Origin of the sequence: Acetomicrobium sp. S15 = DSM 107314 (assembly GCF_016125955.1) — a bacterium.
Lineage (GTDB): Bacteria > Synergistota > Synergistia > Synergistales > Thermosynergistaceae > Thermosynergistes > Thermosynergistes pyruvativorans.
Genome location: NZ_JADEVE010000297.1, coordinates 1 through 514 on the forward strand (window position 1 = coordinate 1; position 514 = coordinate 514).

Here is a 514-nt window from a genome sequence, read left to right on the forward strand (position 1 = left end):
GAAGCCGCCGAGAAAGATAAAGAGACGCTAGCCAGATCGCTGCAGTCGATCGAGGAAAGGAAGGGCTCGGCCGAACGTGAGCTCGAAAGGATAGTAGATCTGTGGGACGGGAGCTTCCCATATTCGGAGGCTGATGCGGCAAGCTGTGCGCCGTGAAGATGGTTCGCGGTGCGTATCAAATATAGAGGGAGCGATGAAAGATGAGACTGGATGAGGTTACGATAACCAAGGCGATAGCGGAGCGTTATTTCGATAAGCTTATGAATAACCTCGCCGTCACCCCAGCGGATCTCCATCCCACCGGTATCTTCTTTGGTAATGAGCCCATTTTCGTAACAGTCCATGGCCCATCCTATCACGCCAGCCGTAGAGATCGTGTCCAATCCCAAGGATGGAAGTCGAAACGGAGGGTATTTCCTCATGTCTTCGCCTTTGAACTTAATGATGCCGCCTGTCAAGGGCAAAATACGAGATATGGCCTTTAGGAGGGTCGTTTTGCCCGCCCCATTCGCCC

Annotated in this window: 1 protein-coding gene; it reads right to left on the reverse strand. The window is 52.7% G+C overall.

Features of this window, described 5'->3' with window-relative positions:
- The coding region (locus tag EZM41_RS08680) for an aldehyde ferredoxin oxidoreductase C-terminal domain-containing protein (protein WP_232619236.1) at window positions 1–422 on the reverse strand (422 nt) is incomplete at its 3' end.
- Window positions 423–514: the final 92 nt, after the last annotated feature.